The 17232-nt window shown below is 51.1% G+C and carries 18 protein-coding genes and 1 pseudogene; all 19 read left to right on the forward strand.

Annotated elements, in window-relative coordinates:
* Window positions 1-22: 22 nt before the first annotated feature.
* Window positions 23-274, forward strand: coding sequence for a ferredoxin family protein (locus ACLTD4_RS05195; RefSeq protein WP_055659759.1), 252 nt, complete (start codon window positions 23-25; stop codon window positions 272-274).
* Complete coding sequence (locus tag ACLTD4_RS05200; RefSeq protein WP_412331188.1) at window positions 267-1928, forward strand: FAD-dependent oxidoreductase; 1662 nt, start codon at window positions 267-269, stop codon at window positions 1926-1928. The genes ACLTD4_RS05195 and ACLTD4_RS05200 overlap by 8 nt, the downstream gene beginning before the upstream one ends.
* Before the next feature lie 13 nt (window positions 1929-1941).
* Complete coding sequence (locus ACLTD4_RS05205; protein WP_181988581.1) at window positions 1942-3246, forward strand: L-serine ammonia-lyase, iron-sulfur-dependent, subunit alpha; 1305 nt, start codon at window positions 1942-1944, stop codon at window positions 3244-3246.
* 29 nt (window positions 3247-3275) lie between these two features.
* Window positions 3276-4316, forward strand: coding sequence for an NAD/NADP octopine/nopaline dehydrogenase family protein (locus tag ACLTD4_RS05210; protein ID WP_117633889.1), 1041 nt, complete (start codon window positions 3276-3278; stop codon window positions 4314-4316).
* Window positions 4317-4434: 118 nt separating this feature from the next.
* Window positions 4435-5370, forward strand: coding sequence for a LysR family transcriptional regulator (locus tag ACLTD4_RS05215; protein ID WP_055659767.1), 936 nt, complete (start codon window positions 4435-4437; stop codon window positions 5368-5370).
* 244 nt (window positions 5371-5614) lie between these two features.
* The gene (locus tag ACLTD4_RS05220) at window positions 5615-6409 is read left to right on the forward strand and encodes a class I SAM-dependent methyltransferase (protein WP_117633890.1); all 795 of its coding nucleotides are present in this window, start codon (window positions 5615-5617) and stop codon (window positions 6407-6409) included.
* Window positions 6410-6668: 259 nt separating this feature from the next.
* Complete coding sequence (locus tag ACLTD4_RS05225; protein ID WP_117633891.1) at window positions 6669-7202, forward strand: RNA polymerase sigma factor; 534 nt, start codon at window positions 6669-6671, stop codon at window positions 7200-7202.
* Entirely contained in the window at window positions 7199-7978 is a 780-nt protein-coding gene (locus ACLTD4_RS05230; RefSeq protein WP_117633892.1) for a hypothetical protein, read from the forward strand. Before ACLTD4_RS05225 ends, ACLTD4_RS05230 begins: the two co-directional genes overlap by 4 nt.
* A complete protein-coding gene (locus tag ACLTD4_RS05235) occupies window positions 7963-8832 on the forward strand; it encodes an ABC transporter ATP-binding protein (RefSeq protein ID WP_117633893.1) in 870 nt (289 codons plus the stop codon). The genes ACLTD4_RS05230 and ACLTD4_RS05235 overlap by 16 nt, the downstream gene beginning before the upstream one ends.
* On the forward strand, window positions 8832-9911 hold the full coding sequence (locus ACLTD4_RS05240) for an ABC transporter permease subunit (protein WP_117633894.1): 1080 nt from the start codon (window positions 8832-8834) through the stop codon (window positions 9909-9911). Before ACLTD4_RS05235 ends, ACLTD4_RS05240 begins: the two co-directional genes overlap by 1 nt.
* A gap of 133 nt (window positions 9912-10044) precedes the next feature.
* Entirely contained in the window at window positions 10045-10632 is a 588-nt protein-coding gene (locus ACLTD4_RS05245) for a M14 family metallopeptidase (protein ID WP_412331189.1), read from the forward strand.
* Entirely contained in the window at window positions 10629-10982 is a 354-nt protein-coding gene (locus tag ACLTD4_RS05250; protein WP_412331190.1) for a hypothetical protein, read from the forward strand. Before ACLTD4_RS05245 ends, ACLTD4_RS05250 begins: the two co-directional genes overlap by 4 nt.
* The gene (locus ACLTD4_RS05255; RefSeq protein WP_002601088.1) at window positions 10979-11914 is read left to right on the forward strand and encodes a M14 family metallopeptidase; all 936 of its coding nucleotides are present in this window, start codon (window positions 10979-10981) and stop codon (window positions 11912-11914) included. Before ACLTD4_RS05250 ends, ACLTD4_RS05255 begins: the two co-directional genes overlap by 4 nt.
* A 185-nt stretch (window positions 11915-12099) precedes the next feature.
* Entirely contained in the window at window positions 12100-13095 is a 996-nt protein-coding gene (locus tag ACLTD4_RS05260) for an ROK family protein (RefSeq protein WP_117633895.1), read from the forward strand.
* A gap of 75 nt (window positions 13096-13170) precedes the next feature.
* Window positions 13171-13782 carry a sugar O-acetyltransferase gene (locus ACLTD4_RS05265; RefSeq protein WP_117633896.1) on the forward strand — a complete coding sequence of 204 codons (612 nt, stop codon included), beginning with the start codon at window positions 13171-13173 and terminating at the stop codon, window positions 13780-13782.
* 123 nt (window positions 13783-13905) lie between these two features.
* Complete coding sequence (locus ACLTD4_RS05270; protein WP_002601085.1) at window positions 13906-14457, forward strand: hypothetical protein; 552 nt, start codon at window positions 13906-13908, stop codon at window positions 14455-14457.
* Between the two features lie 188 nt (window positions 14458-14645).
* Window positions 14646-15854, forward strand: coding sequence for a phosphoenolpyruvate hydrolase family protein (locus ACLTD4_RS05275; RefSeq protein ID WP_029465492.1), 1209 nt, complete (start codon window positions 14646-14648; stop codon window positions 15852-15854).
* 225 nt (window positions 15855-16079) lie between these two features.
* The gene (locus tag ACLTD4_RS05280; RefSeq protein ID WP_055659795.1) at window positions 16080-16385 is read left to right on the forward strand and encodes a hypothetical protein; all 306 of its coding nucleotides are present in this window, start codon (window positions 16080-16082) and stop codon (window positions 16383-16385) included.
* Window positions 16386-16449: 64 nt separating this feature from the next.
* A pseudogene (locus ACLTD4_RS05285) lies at window positions 16450-17220 on the forward strand (creatininase family protein); the annotation flags it as partial.
* Window positions 17221-17232 lie beyond the last annotated feature (12 nt).

Here is a 17232-nt window from a genome sequence, read left to right on the forward strand (position 1 = left end):
TTTATGGAAAGGAGTTTTAAATATGCCGCCTGTAATTGACAAAACAAAATGTATCAGCTGCACGACCTGTGCGCAGATATGCCCGCTGGATGTTTACGGTCCGGTTGTTAAGGGGCAGATACCGGAGGTTCTTTATCCCAACGAGTGCTGGCACTGCCGCGCCTGTGAATTTGACTGTCCGGTCGGAGCGATCTCCATGCATTATCCGCTTCCCATGATGCTGCTGCGGAGACCCAAGTGCAATACGAAGAAAGAAGGTGCCAGGAATGATTAAGGTTAATCCACCAAAACAGTGTGACATACTGATTGTCGGCGGCGGGACCGCCGGACTGATGGCAGCCATTGCGGCCGCTGAGCGGGGGGCCGGGGTCATTGTGGCAGAGAAGGCCGACACCCGCCGAAGCGGCGGAGGCGCAACCGGCAATGACCATTTCGGCTGCTATATTCCGGGATACCACGAGAGTGTGGAAGCTTATATGCACGAACTGGAGCTGGGAATGTGCAAAGGCGCAGATCCCAAGGTTCAGCGGGTATTCGTGGAGCGCTCCTTTGAGATCGTGAAGGACTGGGAAAAATGGGGCATCAATATGCGGCCATTTGGTGATGAGTATGTGTTTGAAGGACACTCTCTGCCAGGTCATCCCCGCTGCTTTTTGAAGATGGATGGCCGCGATCAGAAAAAGTGTCTGACAAATGAGGCGCGCCGGCTCGGTGTCGTGATTGATAACCGAACCAGCGTCACCCGGTATATCTCCCGGGAGGGACGTGTGGTGAGCGCCATTGCCATAGATATTTCCAGACCTGAACCGGAGATTACGCTGTATGAAGCAAAGAGCATCATCAGCGTTACCGGAACAGGTGCCCGCGTTTATCCTTCTGTTGCACCGTCCTGCTTATTTAACGTGGCGAATTGCCCGGCAGGTACAGGAACCGGACGTGTGGCATCCTACGAGATTGGCGCCGCCATGGTCAATTTCGATAAACCCAGAGCGCACATCGGACCGCGCTACTTTGTCCGCGGCGGTAAGGGTACCTGGATCGGGGCCTGCTGCGACGCGGATGGAAATGCAGTAGGTATTGCCGGCCGGCCGGAACCGGGCGAGCAGGATATTACCACTGATATCTGTCACGAAGTCTTTGATCTGAGTAAGAAAAATGGTACCGGCCCTGTCTTTATGGACTGCACGGAAAATCCGACGGACACCATGGAGCACATGAAAGAATGCTTTTACAGTGAAGGGATCAGTTCGCTTTTGGATGCGATGGAACAGCAGGATATTCATCTGGAGGAAGATATGATTGAATGGGGGCGTTATCTGCCTCATATCCAGTACAGCGGCACCTGCATCAATGAAAAATGTGAGACCAGTACGCCTGGTTTATACAGCGCCGGCGATGAGTGCGGCAACTTCTTCTGCGGCGTCAGCGGAGCCGCGGTTACCGGCCGGATTGCAGGGGAAAATGCCTCCGAGTACGTCAAAGGCGTGGACAGCTTTGCAGACATTGCCGGTGCTCCCGAGGTCCTGGAGGCTCAGAGCTTTTACAGTTCGCTGATGGAGCGTGAGGAGGGATCTCACTGGGAGGAGTTAAATCATGCCGTGCAGAACATCATGAGGGATTATGCGAGCATTGAAACCCCGCGTTCAGAAACGCTTCTCTCCAGCGGCGTGTGCTATCTGGAGGAGTTAAATCAGATTGCCCGCCGGCGGATTAAATGTGCAAACTCCCACGAGCTGATGCGTGCCCTGGAAGCATTCGATATTCTGGCCCTTGGCCGTTTAATCCTGCTGTCTGCCCTGGCACGCAGAGAGAGCAGGGGGCTGCATAAACGCGTTGACTATCCCTATACAAATCCTTTGTGGAATTCGCTGTCCATGACCATTCAGAAAATAGATGGCAGGGATCATACGGAAATGCAGAAGCTTTAAGGAGGATTCAGAGATGAATGATACGGAACTTTATAATATTTTGCGGGCTGAGATTAAGCCCGCTCTGGGATGTACCGGACCGATTGCGATTTGCTTCTGTGCCGCACAGGCATATGACGCCATCGGTGGTGAGATCGAATCGATCGATGCCACACTTGACTGGTGTATGAGTGCGAAGAATGACGACGTGGCATTTCCAGGCTCCCGCATGCTGGGCGTGGAGATGGCCATCGCTCTGGGGGCGGTGTGCGGAGACCCCCATGCGGGACTTGAAGTGCTTCATACCGTGACGCCGGAGGGAGAAGCCAAAGCCAGGAAAGTAGCGGAACGGGTGAAGGTGAATCCACAATGGAATTTACAGGAACTGGAGATTTACTGCGATATTGCGGTACATACAGATAAGGGAACCGGACGGGCCGTGGTCTCCCAGCGCAGTGACGGACTGATCTTGAAGGAGTGCAACGGTGAAATTTTGCTGGAGCTGGAGCCCGACATCTCGGCCCAGTCCGGCAGGCTGCCGATCCTGAAATATAAGGTGAAGGACTTCTATGATATGGCCGCCGGCTTAAAGGAAGAGGAACTGGCATTTTTAAAAGAGGCAGTGACCTATAATCGCCGTCTTGCTGACGCTACGCTGGAAGGTCGTCTGGGAGCGGGGATCGGATACGAGCTATACCACAGCCAATACCAGAACTATATTACCAGGGCGAAGGCGTATGCGGCTGCCGGATGCGAGGCGCGCATGTCTGGTGTCAGTCACCCGGCTATGACCTGCGGAAATAAGGGGAATGTGGGAATCGCCGCATCTATGCCTCTGGTCAGCATAGCCGAAGATTTTAATCTGGAGGAGACAGACCTGCTGCGGGGTATTGCCCTCAGTTATCTGACCGCCATATCGATTATTCACCGTATAGGCAAAGCGCCTTCGATGTGTTCCTGTGAGGTGGCTGCGGCCCTGGGGATTGCGGCCGGCGCCACTCTCATGAGAAAGGGGACTTACGAGCAGGTGGCCGCCGCCATGCAGAATACCATCCCCAATGTGTTCGGCGTAGTGTGTGACGGGGCAAAATTGGCCTGCGCCCTGCGTATTTCTTCGGGTACAGGCGTTGCGCTGGAGTGTTCCGATCTGGCGCTGAGCAATGTGAAAATTGCCAATAACCAGGGCGTTCTGGGAGCAACGATAGACGATTCTATTGAGATTATCGGTAAAACCGCCCTGTATGCAATGGTTGGCAGTGATCGGGATTTATGCCGGCTCCTTTTTGAGAAGCGCAGTATTTTTCCTCTGACAAGTTTTGAAGATCGGCAGAAACAATAATACGGCAGAAGTCACAGGGAAGTGTAGATATGAAGGAACGAATTGCAGTTGTGGGTGCCGGGGCTGCCGGGGCCGTTACGGCAGCCTGGCTGATTGGAAATGGTTATGACGTGATTCTGTGTGACAGGAAAGAACAGTGTGAGGAAGACTTTGCAGCCATTGCCCGGAAGGGGATTGCGGCAGAAGGTCCCGGTCTGATCCCGGGACTGTGCCCCGCGGTTTTGACTTACAGTATTGCAGATGCCATGGAGGCGAGGCGGGTTCTGGTATGCGTGTCCAGCGGACGGCAGGAGGAGACCGCCGCATGGATGGCGCCCTGGGTCCGCGCAGACCATGATATCCTTCTTATGCCAGGTAATCTGGGCACGGTGGTATTTCACCGGGTGTTCAGAAGGGAAGGGGTAAATCACGGCCTGCTGGCTGAGATGGCTGAGTGCCTTTGGGCCTGCCGGCGTTTGGAGCCGGGCCGCTATGTGTCTGCGATGCCTCCGGGGCAGAAGCGGGCGGCAGCGTTTCCGTCATCGGATACGCTTAAGGCTCTGGAGTGTTTTGGGGATCTGTTTCCCTTAACAGCCGGGGCCAATCTGGTGGAGAACTGCTTAAATTCTCCCAATATACTTACGCATCTGTCCGGTACGCTGTTGAACCTGGGGGGAATCGAGCAGAAAAAAGAAAATTTTGCACTTTTTACAGATGGTATAAATGACGCCTATATCCGATGTCTGGAACTTTTGGAGGAGGAGCGAAGCAAAGTGTTGAAAGCACTGGAGATGGAATGGTATGCTGCGCCGGTACGGCCATTTATGAACATGCTGAAAGAGCGCGGGACCCACCCGGAGCTGGAGGCTTTTCGTAATCTTTCGGGTCCGGACGGCCTGAATCACCGGTATATTACGGAAGATGCCGGCTGTGGTGTGGCGCTGCTGGTCTCTCTGGCTGAAAAGTGCGGTGTGGAGGTGCCGGTTACTGAGGCGTTACTGACTTTGGCCAGCAGGCTGACCGGGAAAGATTACCGCCGGACCGGGCGTACGTGGGAGTGGCTGGGAAACGATGCGATGGATAGTTGTTGAGAAAAGCGTTTTTTCATTGGATCATAGTTTCCGGCACGTTGCGGTTGTAAAGTGGAAGCAGGTTTTGATATAATGGAGTACAGGACAGTACTCAGAGTCCATCATGGAGGGGCATTATATGCAGCTGACACAACTGGAATATTTGATTGCGGTAGAAAAATATGGATCCATATCCCGGGCAGCCCGGGAGCTATATACGTCACAGTCATCCATCAGCACATCGATCAAGACGCTGGAAACGGAACTCGGCGTGGAGCTGCTGCGGCGGGGGACTAAGGGGGTCCATATCACGGCCGAAGGTCAGTATATTCTGGAAAATGCCAAAATCATCTGCCGACATATGGATGATATTAAGGATGTCCGGGGAAGAATCTCCGGAAAGGTTCGGGGGAATGTAACGGTCGGCGGGGACGGATACTGCTGTATGAATATTCTGGGCAACACAGCCGTTAATTTAAAGGAACACTACCCGGATATTTCTGTGGCGCTGAAAGGGAACAACCAGAGGCAGATTCTGAGTGAACTTTCCGACGGCAGTCTGGACCTTGGGATTTTTCAGATCAATCAGTTTAATGAAAAATACGTTCGGGCAAAGGTGGAGTACAGCCAGCTGACCAGTTGGGATATTCTGAAATCCCATTTGGTTGTGGGGGTGGGCGGACAGCATCCTCTGTATGGGCGGGACCAGGTATCGCTGGAGGATATGATGCCTTACGAGATCGCCACCGGTTTTGTCCGGGCGGAGGACTTAGTCTACTGGTCCCTGTTTTGTGAGATGAGGAAACGGGGGTATACCAAGTCTATTACCTGTCTGGGGGATGTGGGCGTTTCCCGTCTGTATACGATTAAGCGAAATTGTATCCAATTGGTTCCGCGGGTTTCTCTGGACATGACGAATCCGTTGTTCAGCACTCCGCTGTATCCGATCGAGATGGACCAGCGTTATGATCTTAAGTATCTGCTGGTATATCGGGAGGAATCGTTTGGCCAGCCTCAGGAGCTGTTTCTGGATGAGGTCTTAAGGTATCTGGAACCTTACCAGGATACGGAATAAAAAAGAACTTTTTGGCCAGGGAATTTCATAAATATATAGAAATCCCCTAAAAGATATGATAAAATGAAAATTGTCTGGAAACAGCCGCGGCGCTTGATGACCGCGGCTGTTTTTTAGCAGTAACCAGGTTAGAATACCATGCTGGTATTGTAATAATAAATGTGAAAGGAGGTAACGGTATGGAACTGAAAAATATAATTAAGCGGAGGGCTTTGTTAGGGTAGCTCTCCCAAAGGAGCAGAAGATGGATTATATAGGAAATAATAAAGCAGCCTGGGAAGAGGCGTTTGACCATAAACAGGATGGATGGGGAGAAGAGAACTATAAGCGTTTACTGAACGAGGATCTCCCGTTTTTTTGTAAGGACATGGCGGCGGAGCTGCGGTCCATGGATTTTAAAGGAAAGAGCGCCGCACAGTTCTGCTGTAATAACGGGCGGGAGCTGCTGTCTCTCATGCAGCTTGGCGCGGAGAGCGGAACCGGATTTGATATTGCGGAAAATATCATCGCACAGGCGTCTGAAACCGCTGAAAAGGCAGGCATTTCGAACTGCCGGTTTGTCTCGTGCAATATTCTGGATATTGATGAGAAGTATCACAACAGCTTTGATTTTATTCTGTTTACAATCGGAGCGATTACATGGTTTGAGGATTTGAAGCCGCTGTTTCAGAAGGTATCGGACTGCTTAAAGCCAGGCGGTATCTTATTGATCCATGATTTTCACCCAGTCATGAACATGCTGCCCATGCCGGGCGAGCCTGAATTTGATGGGGAGCATTTAAACAGAGCTGCCTATTCTTATTTCAGAAAGGAACCATGGATCGAAAATGAGGGGATGGGATATATGTCTGAACCGTATGAGTCAAAGACATTCACCAGTTTCTCCCATACCATGTCGGCCATAATCAACGCGGTCAGCGATTCACAGATGAGGATCGTCAGGCTGAAGGAGTTTGATTATGATATCGGCTTAACTGAAGTGTATGACGGAAAGGGATTTCCGTTGTCTTATATACTCACTGCTGAAAAATGTAGATGATTGTTCTGAGCGGTTCGCAGTTGCCTGCCGCCGGATCATCGTGTGACAGCAATGAGAAAGCGGCCGGCTCCGCTTCCGAACAGCCGGGAGGGCGAAAGCAGAAGATGCTTTCGCCTTTTCTGTTTTTCTGAGAAATTTCCCATCTGTTAAATTTTCCATTTTATTTAAATCCTTTCTTAAGTTTTCCGCGTTATATTATATGTAACACAGAGGAAGCCAGAAAACCGGACAGAAATCAGAAAAAGGGTGGTGACAGGGAGTGAATGAGAAAGAGGTAATCAGGAGGATTAAACAGGGGGAAAAGGCGCTGTTTGAGACCCTGGTAAAAGAATACTATCAGGAAATCTACCATTTCTGTTTCTATAAGACGGGAGATGCGGAGAGCGCCTATGACTGCACCCAGGAGACGTTCCTCCATGTGATCCGGTTTCTGGATGGGTATACGGAGCGGAATCATTTCCGGGCCTGGATTTTTGGAATTGCGCGGAATGTGTGCAGCGATTACTTCCGCAGCAGGAAATTCGTAACCATGGAAGAGGAGGCGCTGGAAGGCGTACAGGAGGAAGAGGAGGGATACCGCCGGGCGGAAATGCGGGACAGCGTACAGGCGGCATTAAACAGGCTTCCGGAGATGCAGAAGGATGTGATTATTCTAAGATTCTATTATGATATGAAGCTGAAGGAAATTGCCGCGGTCGTGGGGGCGGGAATCCCTACCGTGAAATCCAGATTGAAACAGGGAATGGAAAAGATGAGGCAGTTCTTAGGAAAGGACGGTGATTTACAGATATGAAACGGGTGTTTGGAGTCTCCGATGAGGAGAAAGCGATGAGAAGCGTGCTGAGGCAGTATGAGGCGCCGGATATGACAGCCCTTCAGGAGCAAAAATTACGGGTTCTTTTAAATGAGGAGCTGGATAAAAAGCGCCTGACTCCGGCTACGGGCATGTGGCGGCATATGTGGCGGCTGGCCCGGTTTATATCGCCGTCGGTCTGGATTTTACAGGCAGTATTTCTGCTTCTGGCCATATGGGTTTCGGGCAGGCAGACGGAGGAATGGTATCTCTGGAATTTGTCGGCCATGATTCCGTTTCTGGGCGTGATCTGTGTGCCGGAGCTTACAAAGAGCTTCAGCCTTGGAATGTGGGAACTGGAACAGAGCTGCTGCTTCAATTTAAGAAAGCTGATGGCTGCCAAAATGGCGGTCCTGGGTACGGTGGACGGCGTGTTCCTGATTTTTCTGATGGCGGCTGTGGGAAGCCGGGGAACCGGATTTACGGAGGCTGTCCTCGCCCTGCTTCTGCCGTTCCAGGTGTCGAACGCGGTATATCTGGGGCTGTTTCAAGTGCTGAAACGCCACTGCAGCGGGTATGTACTCACCGCGGCGGGGATTTTTATGGCGGGAGGAATCCTGATGCTCAGGCAGTATCTTCCGGAGCTGCCGGTTACGGTTTCGGCGGGAATGGCGGCAGGTATCGGAATAGCGGGCTTCGTACTCCTGCTTGTGAGCGGATACGGGGTAGTAAAACAGATGGATAGAGAGGAGACAGTCATATGGAACTTCGGATAGACAGACTGACGAAACAGTATGGAGCGAAAATTGCGGTGGACCGCATGGATTTCACCCTGAAAGCGGGGGTGTATGGACTTTTGGGAGCCAATGGGGCGGGGAAGACTACGCTGATGCGTATGATCTGTGATATTTTGAGACCGACCTCAGGGGAGGTGCTCTACGACGGGCGGCCCATCTCGGAACAGGGGGACGCCTACCGGATGGTTCTCGGCTATCTGCCCCAGCAGTTCGGCTATTACCCGGAATTTACGGCAAATAAATTCATGATGTATATGGCGGCGCTGAAGGGGCTGGGGAAGAGCGCCGCAGCGGCAAAGACACTGGAACTTCTGGAGCTGGTAGGGCTGTCCGAGGTGAAAAATAAGAAGATCAGGACATTTTCCGGCGGAATGAAACAGAGGCTGGGAATCGCACAGGCCATGCTTAATGATCCGGAGATCCTCGTTCTCGATGAGCCGACCGCAGGGCTGGATCCGAAGGAGCGGGTGCGGTTTCGAAACCTGATCAGCTCTTTTTCCAAGGATAAGATTGTGCTGCTGTCCACCCATATCGTCTCCGATATTGAATACATTGCCAATGAGATTCTCGTTATGAAAGCGGGAAAACTGGTTCATCAGGGAAAACCGGAAGAAGTGACGAAGGAGATCACGGGATTTGTCTGGGAATGCAGAGTACCGGCCAGTGAAGCGGATCGCTGGAATGAGAAGTATACCATTGGAAATCTGAGAAATGAAGGCGATTACTCCATACTACGTGTGATTTCCGAGCGTAAGCCTGCCGGAAATGCCGTTCCGGTGAAACCAGTTCTGGAAGATTTGTACCTGTACTATTTTGAGGAGGAGAATAGCTGATGAAACAATTAATAAAATTCGAATTTTCTAAATTATTAAAAAAGAAGCTTGTTTTCATCGCGCTGGGAGCGTTTGCCCTTATTTACGCTACCATGCTCTGGTCGTGGATCTTTGGAAATGAATGGGCTGTCACGCAGGAGGGGGAGATGATTTACGGAACTGAGGCGGAGCGGTACAACACGGAGATTGCAAACCGTTTTGCCGGTCCCCTGACCGATGAGAAGGTGCAGGAGATTCTGACCGCGTTTCCGAGAACGGATGGGATGACGACGGGAGACGTGTCCAACAATACGTATTATCCGGTCGCGAATCTGTTTGCGGAGCGGGATGGAACGTGGAACGGCAAAACGGTGCGGGAGGTATTTCCGGAATTCGATGAGCCGCCGGTGATCGGTGTGTCCAGCCGGTGGGAATCCTTCTTATACAGCATGATGTATATCGTTCTGATGTCCGGAATTCTGGTGGTCATTATCGTTTCCCCTGTCTTTTCCGACGAGTATACCAGCGGGATGGACGCTTTGATTCTGACCTCGCGGTATGGGAAGAAACGGTGCGTTCTGGCAAAGGTGATATCTGCGTTCTGCTTCAGCATCACGATGGAAGCGGTGATTCTGGTGGTGGGATTTTTGCTGTTTGCCGCCGGACGGGGACTGGAGGGCTGGAATACAGATATCCAGCTGAGCGAGCTGATGGTATTTTCGAGGATTGCGCAGCCGCTCAAATGCTATGAGGCGGCTCTCCTGACGGCGTTTCTGGCGATGATGTCCACCATCACGGTGACCGGGCTTACCCTGCTGTTTTCAGTCCTTTGTCCGAGCTCTTTTGTATCCATTATCCTGGCGGCCGTCACCTATCTGGCTCCCATGTTTTTAAATCCGGGAAGCCAGACGGCAAGGCGCATACTGATGCTGTTTCCTGTGAACAGCATCAGCGTTTCGGGAGTCATGAGCGTAGGCGGCTTTACGGCGGGGAGTCTGACCATTCCGCTTCTCGCTGCAGTCGGGGGCGTCGCGGTCGTGATGGCTGTGGCCGGCACCGGCGGATGCAGATACATTTTCTCGAGACATCAGGTCTGTTGAACGCCATGGCCAGCGCACTGGACGTATGATACTCTACCTCATTCCTGCGCCTTTTGCTTGACCTTTTTTGGTGCCTGCGGTATCCTTAACTGGAATTGTAAAGAAGCAGCTTCCGAAAAGGGTGATGAGATAAATGATAGAGACTGTGGCATCCGTAGGGCTCGCGATTGACGAGCGGCTTACGATCTTTAAAAACAGAATACAGCCGGAGAAAATGACGGGAAATGAGAAACGGATCTGCATCGTGACCGGCATACACGGGGATGAACTGGAGGGACAGTACGTCTGCTACGAGCTGAACCGGATTTTGAGGGAACAGAAGGAACGGGTAAAGGGGATCGTGGATATTTATCCGGCCATGAATCCGCTGGGCGTGGATTCCATTACGAGAGGCGTCCCCGGGTTTGATATCGATATGAACCGGATATTTCCGGGAAGTGAAGAGGGGGCGGTGACGGAGCATATCGCCACGCAGATTATGGAAGATATTTCAGGGGCGGATTTCTGTGTGGATATTCATGCCAGCAATATTTTCCTGCGCGAGATCCTGCAGGTGCGCATGAGTGAGGGGACGGCCGAACAGCTGCTTCCCTACGCAAAGCTGCTGAATACGGATTTTATCTGGGTTCACGGGGCAGCCACTGTCCTGGAATCCACGCTGGCTCACGGGCTGAATACCAGTGGCGTGCTACGGTTGTGGTGGAAATGGGCGTGGGCATGAGGATTACGAAGAGCTACGGACTCCGGCTGACGGAGGGGATTCTGTGTCTGATGAAGCGGCTCGGCATCTGGGAAGGGGAGACGATCGCTCCGAAGGAACCCATGACCTCGGATAACAGAAAAATCGGTCTGGTTCACGCCAATACGGCGGGAATCTTCCTTCCATCGATGGAGCACCAGGGGATGGTGGGAGTGGGGGAACGGATTGGGGAGATATTAAATCCTCTTGATGGGACTGTTCTGGAGACGGTGGTATCCCCGGTGGAGGGCATGATCTTTACACTACGGGAATATCCGGTGGTCTCCAACGGCTCTCTGATCGCACGTGTGCTGGGAGGTGAGGGCGAATGAGGAAGGAAGTCATCTATACCCTGAAGAATTTGTACCGGGCGGACATGAATATCTACGGATATCATTTCGGAAAAGGTGAGAAATCGGCCTGCATCGTGGGCGCCTGCCGTGGCAATGAAATTCAGCAGCTCTACATCTGCTCCCAGCTGGTCAGGAAATTAAAGGAGCTGGAGGAGCGGGGAGCGATCGTAAAAAATAACGAGATTCTGGTGATCCCTTCCGTCAATCCGTCCTCCATGAATATCAGCAAGCGGTTCTGGCCCACCGATGATACGGATATCAACCGCATGTATCCGGGGGATCCGGGCGGAGAGACGACGAAACGGATCGCTTCCGGTGTCTTCGATGTGGCGCGCCAGTATAATTATGGCATACAGTTTACGAGTTTCTACATACCCGGTGACTTTGTACCGCATGTGCGGATGATGGACACGGGCTACCAGAACCCGAGCCTGGCAAACTTATTTGGCCTGCCCTATGTGGTGGTCCGGAAGGTGAGTCCGTTTGACACGACGACGTTAAACTATAACTGGCAGATGAATCAGACCAATGCGTTTTCCGTGTACTCCAGCGCTACCGATAAGATTGACGAAGAGTCGGCGAAGCGGGCGGTGGCGGCGGTGCTGCGCTTTCTCACACGGATGGGAATGGTGCGCTATCAGAGCCACAGCGGTTATATCGCCACGGTGATCGAGGAGGGCGATCTCGCCAGCGTCAGGACCGACCGGGCCGGACTCTATAAACCGCGTTTCCGGCCGGGCGAAGAGGCCGCGCGGGGTGATGTGCTGGCGGAGATTATCGACCCCTATGAAGGGGAAGTGATCAGCCAGATTCTCTCTCCGGCCGATGGAATCGTGTTTTTCGCACATTCCCAGCCGCTGGTGATGGAGGGAACGATTATATTTAAGATTATTAAACGGCTGCATGAATGACGGCGGACCTCCGGATCCTAAAGAACGGCGATCCTTTTATCCGGAGTATCCTACAAAAAGGAATCTGGCTTAAAGCAAATTCGATTGACAGATTCCTTTTTCTGTGATAACTTATGAAAGAGACTTTATAAAGATATTTTAGTAATGGGAGCTGATAAAACTTCTGCATAGGAAAGGAGGCGCGCATGGGAGCAGATGCAAAGCTGATGAAGGAATTGAATAAGAGGCAGCTTCGCCGGATCCTCCGGCAGTGTAAGGAGGCGACCAAGCCTGAGCTGGCGGACCGTACCGGACTGAGTGTGGTCACGATCAACAGCCTTCTGGAGGATTTGTTGAAGACAGGGGAGGTTGTGCAGTCGGGGCTGGCCCCTTCCGGGGGAGGACGCCCCAGCACGCGGTACCAGTACCGGCCGGATTACCGGTATGCGGTGCTGCTGTACGGCCATCAGAGTGAAGGAAGAAATCTGATGCATCTGGCTGTCGTCAATCTGATGGGCGAGTGTGTATGGCGGAAAGAAGAGTATTTCGACGAGATCCTGGTGGAGAGCTTTGAGGCGGTTCTCGACGATGTGATCGGCCGTTTTCCGGAAATCGGTCTGCTGGCATTTGGGCTCCCGGGGGAGGTCGTGGATGATGTGGTGACCATTCATGATTACCAGGCGCTCGTCGGGCCGGAATTTATGGCCCATTATAAGGAGCGCTACCATCTTCCGGTAGTCTTCGAGAACGATATCAATGCCATGACCTACGGCGCCTGCCGGGAAGGGGACGTGGAAAAGGCTACGGTGGCGGGAATCTATCTCCCGAGAATTTATCCGCCGGGCGCAGGACTCGTAATTCAGGGGAAGATCTATTATGGAACGTCCCACTGTGCTGGCGAGCTCGCCGGTCTTCCCGTGCCGGTTTCATGGGATTCACTGGATTATGGGCGAGAGCACGACGTCCTGGAGAACCTAAAGCTGCTGACCGCGGTGTATGGGTTTACGGTAGCTCCGGAAACGCTCATATTTTATGGTGATTTCTTTACAGAGGAGCTGCAGGAGCAGCTGAGGGCATACAGCGGGAGGCTTCTGGAAGGGAAATTCCATATGGATCTTATCTTCGCAGAAAATCTGGAACGGGATTACGAAGAAGGAATGAAGCGGCTGGCCCTGGAAGCTTTGTGGGAAGAAATGGAATAGAGATGAAGAAGTGATGAAGAAGTGATGAAACAGTGATGAAACAGAGACAGAATCGATCATGAGGAGGAAGTAAAGATGAATCAGAGAGAAAGAATGTTAAGCGAACTGCCATATAAGGCGTGGGAGGACGGACTCGAGGAGGAGCGGAAGGAGAGCAGAAAACGGGTTCACCGCTATAACAATCTGCCTCCGGAGGCGGAAAAAGAGAAAGATGCGCTGATCCGTGAGATCTTCGGAAAAACGGGTGAGAATATCTTTGTGGAGGCGCCGTTCCGCTGTGATTATGGAACCCACATTGAAGCCGGAAATAATTTCTATGCGAATTTCAACTGTGTTATACTGGATGTTGCAAAGGTGGTAATCGGCGAAAATGTCATGTTTGCCCCTAATGTGGCGGTCTATACGGCTGGCCATCCGGTTCATCCCGATTCGAGAAACAGTGGATATGAGTACGGAATCGGCGTGATGATCGGGGATAATGTCTGGGTCGGCGGAAATTCCGTTATCAATCCGGGCGTCCATATCGGCAATAACGTTGTAATCGGTTCCGGCAGCGTTGTGACAAAGGATATTCCTGATAATGCGATAGCCGTGGGCAATCCCTGCCGTGTGATCCGCTACATTACGGAAGAAGACCGGAAATACTATTTCAAAGACCGGGAGTTTGACGTAGACGATTATAGATAGGAAGGACTGCCAGAGTGTGAAACTTTTGTGATCTTTCCCTGAGAATTATTTACAGTTTCCTACTATCGTGGTATGATATGGCTGATTTCTGGAAAATGATGTGATACGAAAGGAGAATGCCATATGACGATGATGGAACGATTGATTGGTTACTTAACAGGCCATTTTGATAATTCGCAGCAGCTGGAACGGTTCGAAAGAGAAGGGATCACCGGTTATCCCAGGGCGGAGCACAGGAATACCGTGTGCAATGACCGGATAACGGGGCTGCCGGCAGATTTTTCCGGAGTATTCGTTCTGGAGGAGAGCTATTATACGACGGACGGCAAGACGAATGCAATGCCGCATCTGTTCCTGTTTACGGAGGAAGAGGGAGGCATCAAGCTGACCTCCTACGATATGCCGGAGGGATACACGAAGGAGAACTTTACCAGCGAGAACTTAAAAGAGACTGCATGGGAAAGTCTGAAGATTTCAGAGAAGTTCACACCGATCATTTATCACGAGGAGAACGGAGCCTTTGTGGGAAAAGGTGTCAGCATGTTCTCACCGGTGCTGAAATTTAAGCTGGAGGAGAGATTCGACAGTGAGGTGCTGGAGGTCTCGGAGACCTTCGAGGTGAACGGAAAACGGACGTTTGGATATGATCTGCCGTTGGAATATAGAAGAGTGTAGTCTTTGTTGAATATTTTCAGATGGTTAGTGATCCGGGGGCGGAAGCCCCCGGTTTTTTGTACTGACAGAGGGGAACAGTTATGGCAGAGGAAGCAATCTTCCCCCAACACGTTTACATTTCCCCCACAACGCGGTAAAATACAAGGAACATGATATACAAGGAACATGACATACTCCCAGGAGGCAAAATGATTCCCAGAAATGAAATTCTAAAGCGCCTTCGCGCGCAGATCAACGTAAATGGACACATTATAGGTACGGTGGCAGGCTCGGGCATGACTGCCAGATATTCGGCCATGGGAGGGGCGGATTTACTTCTGGCGCTGAGTGCCGGGAAGTTCAGGATTATGGGAAGAAGCTCCTTCTCCAGCTATCTGTGTTATGGCGACAGCAACACGATTGTGATGGATATGGGCTGCAACGAACTGCTGCCGATCATAAGGGATACGCCGGTGCTTTTTGGCCTGTTTGCCAGTGATCCGATGATCAATCTCTATGATTATCTGCAAAAGATCCGTGAAAATGGTTTTTCCGGCGTTGTAAATTACCCTACGCTGTCGCTGATTGACGGGAAGTTCGGGGAAGCACTGAGCGAAGAGGGGAATACCTATGAGAAGGAAGTGGAGGCCATTAAGCTGGCTCACTTTCTTGATTTATTCACCATTGCCTTTGTCGTGGACGCGGAGCAGGCCAGGAAGATGACGCTGGCCGGAGCCGATGTGATCTGCGCTCATCTGGGGCTGACCAAGGGCGGATTTCTGGGGGCGAAAAAGTATATCTCTATCAATGATGCGAGAAAGATATCGGACGAGATATTCAATGCCAGTGACGAGATTCGAAGCGATGTCATAAAGATGATCTATGCCGGACCGGCCAATACGCCGATCGACATGCTGTATCTGTACCAGAATACAAAATGTCAGGGCTACATAGGCGGTTCAACCTTCGACCGGATTCCTACGGAACGGGCGATTTTAAATACGACGAAGGCGTTCAAAAGCTACGGAAGCTTTGACGAAAAAGACCCCATGTCCAAGCTTCTGAACGGAAACTGGAATCCGGGCGATTACGTGGAATTTGTGAAAAAATATATCGAAGAGCACTATATGAAGGAAATTCAGCTGAGGGATTTGGCGGTGGTAGCCCACGTGTCCGGTTCTTATTTAAGTGTCAAATTTAAGAAGGAAGTCGGATGCAGCTTCACAGAGTATCTGGTGCGGTTCCGTATGAACAAGGCGAAGGAATTGTTCGAGCAGAAAAATGCCTCCTGCAAGGAGGTTGCCGCCATGGTAGGATATGAAGATTACGCCCAGTTTTCCAGAATGTTTAAGAAGTATACGGGCATTCCGCCGGTGGAATATGCAAGGAAAGGGAGGGAAAGTCATGAGCATATATAAATCAGAGGCAGGGTGAAGAAAATCGCTGGAATTATATGACAGACAGCTTGCTTGCTGCGGCACTGAAGTCAAAATGGAGGTGCGCTGTCCGGTTGAACTGGCAGAGAGTGCGGTCAATACGGTTAAAAAGATTCACCCATATGAGGAACCGGTCATAAATGTCATTCCGCTATTGGAGTTTTAATGGGGAGTCAAGCCGGAAGTATTTTCAAAAAAGGAGGAGTTGTGGGAGTCAGTAAAAAAGGTAAGCGGAAAATTATGATAGACGGGAACGTGTACTGGTGGTTTGCAGAGGAGGGGGCCGGGGGCGAACCGGTGGTCCATATATTGGCGGCTGACCATTCCTTTCTTGCAGATTGTAATATGTATTGTCCGGTTTTAAGAATTACAAAAGACAGTCGTAAGGGCGTACGCGATCTGGCAATACCATTTGATGTATCTGATCGGTATGCAGCATTTACGCCCAAATACATCGAGGAGTTAATCCGAATAGGAATTTCAGATAATTTCAACACTTTAGGAGGGGAATGATATGTTTCAATCGATTTTTCAGAAGACAATGGCTGAGGAGAACTGGTAGGAAGTCCAGAAACAGGGGGCTGAGAATATACCGGCACTTTTTCCTCTGGGCGTCATTGAAGAGCATGGACCGCATCTTCCGTTAGGCGCTGATATTTACTGGAGTTATGCGATGTGCAGGATTGTGAAGGAAAAACGAAAGCATATGGGGAAAGAGAGTGTGATACTTCCGCCGTACTATTGGGGAGTGAATCACTGTACCGGGAGCTTTCCGGGGACATTTTCGCTGAAGTCGGAGACTATGAGGCAGGTGCTGTTTGAAATATTTGAAAATGTAAAGGATTTTTCCTTCCGCCAGGTATACTGCTTTAACTATCATGGAGATTCCTTCCATGTAAACAGTATTATTGAAACAATTAAAGAAGTGAATGAAAAGCTGGATCTTTCGGTCAAACTGGTCGTGAATGCAATGGATTTACAATTGTATGGCTGGCGGGGAGATGAGAATTTTCTGTTGGTTGTGGATCCGGACTATCCAGTGGAGTGGTTTGAAGAGGAGGAACCTTCAGAACACGGCTTGCTGGATATTCATGCAGGTGCGTTTGAGACTGCGGTTCTTCATTATTTTTGTCCGGAACTGGTTGATTTGGAGACTGCGGAACAGTTGGTCTCATCATCGCTGAATGAGGAAGGCATGGAAAAATGGCTCCAGGGCGGCAGTGTAATCAGGGAGGCTGCTCCTCTGGGCTATGCGGGTAATCCGGCGGGGCATCGCGCTGTCGCCAAACACGTGGCGGAAATGCTGGATATGCAGGTGGAAAATATCGTAAGCCAAATGAGGCTATGATGGAAGGCATGA

This window comes from Hungatella sp., assembly GCF_046966825.1.

Excerpts from the sequence above, each read along its gene's own strand:
- ACLTD4_RS05195 (WP_055659759.1), top strand. The coding sequence starts at position 23 with ATGCCGCCTGTAATTGACAAAACAAAATGTATCAGCTGCACGACCTGT.
- ACLTD4_RS05200 (WP_412331188.1), top strand. The coding sequence starts at position 267 with ATGATTAAGGTTAATCCACCAAAACAGTGTGACATACTGATTGTCGGC.
- ACLTD4_RS05205 (WP_181988581.1), top strand. The coding sequence starts at position 1,942 with ATGAATGATACGGAACTTTATAATATTTTGCGGGCTGAGATTAAGCCC.
- ACLTD4_RS05210 (WP_117633889.1), top strand. The coding sequence starts at position 3,276 with ATGAAGGAACGAATTGCAGTTGTGGGTGCCGGGGCTGCCGGGGCCGTT.
- ACLTD4_RS05215 (WP_055659767.1), top strand. The coding sequence starts at position 4,435 with ATGCAGCTGACACAACTGGAATATTTGATTGCGGTAGAAAAATATGGA.
- ACLTD4_RS05220 (WP_117633890.1), top strand. The coding sequence starts at position 5,615 with ATGGATTATATAGGAAATAATAAAGCAGCCTGGGAAGAGGCGTTTGAC.
- ACLTD4_RS05230 (WP_117633892.1), top strand. The coding sequence starts at position 7,199 with ATGAAACGGGTGTTTGGAGTCTCCGATGAGGAGAAAGCGATGAGAAGC.
- ACLTD4_RS05235 (WP_117633893.1), top strand. The coding sequence starts at position 7,963 with ATGGAACTTCGGATAGACAGACTGACGAAACAGTATGGAGCGAAAATT.
- ACLTD4_RS05240 (WP_117633894.1), top strand. The coding sequence starts at position 8,832 with ATGAAACAATTAATAAAATTCGAATTTTCTAAATTATTAAAAAAGAAG.
- ACLTD4_RS05245 (WP_412331189.1), top strand. The coding sequence starts at position 10,045 with ATGATAGAGACTGTGGCATCCGTAGGGCTCGCGATTGACGAGCGGCTT.
- ACLTD4_RS05250 (WP_412331190.1), top strand. The coding sequence starts at position 10,629 with ATGAGGATTACGAAGAGCTACGGACTCCGGCTGACGGAGGGGATTCTG.
- ACLTD4_RS05255 (WP_002601088.1), top strand. The coding sequence starts at position 10,979 with ATGAGGAAGGAAGTCATCTATACCCTGAAGAATTTGTACCGGGCGGAC.
- ACLTD4_RS05260 (WP_117633895.1), top strand. The coding sequence starts at position 12,100 with ATGGGAGCAGATGCAAAGCTGATGAAGGAATTGAATAAGAGGCAGCTT.
- ACLTD4_RS05265 (WP_117633896.1), top strand. The coding sequence starts at position 13,171 with ATGAATCAGAGAGAAAGAATGTTAAGCGAACTGCCATATAAGGCGTGG.
- ACLTD4_RS05270 (WP_002601085.1), top strand. The coding sequence starts at position 13,906 with ATGACGATGATGGAACGATTGATTGGTTACTTAACAGGCCATTTTGAT.
- ACLTD4_RS05275 (WP_029465492.1), top strand. The coding sequence starts at position 14,646 with ATGATTCCCAGAAATGAAATTCTAAAGCGCCTTCGCGCGCAGATCAAC.